The following is a 205-nucleotide window of genomic DNA, read 5'->3' as shown; positions in this document are numbered from 1 at the left end:
ATAGCTCACTAGTCGAGTGACTCTGCGCCGAAAATGTACCGGGGCTAAATACACCACCGAAGCTGCGGATTGATACCGAATGGTATCAGTGGTAGGGGAGCGTTCTAAGGACAGTGAAGTCAGACCGTAAGGACTGGTGGAGTGCTTAGAAGTGAGAATGCCGGTATGAGTAGCGAAAGACGGGTGAGAATCCCGTCCACCGAAT

Annotated in this window: 1 rRNA gene; it reads left to right on the top strand. The window is 51.7% G+C overall.

The window, feature by feature from the left end:
- Nucleotides 1-205 (top strand): 23S ribosomal RNA (locus GBN78_RS30030); the annotation flags it as partial.

It is taken from the genome of Bacillus sp. B2-WWTP-C-10-Post-4 (assembly GCF_009183805.1).
Classification (GTDB): Bacteria; Bacillota; Bacilli; order Bacillales; family Bacillaceae_G; genus Bacillus_A; species Bacillus_A cereus.
Note: the sequence above shows the minus strand (reverse complement) of the source record. Positions and strands in the feature narration are given on the sequence as shown.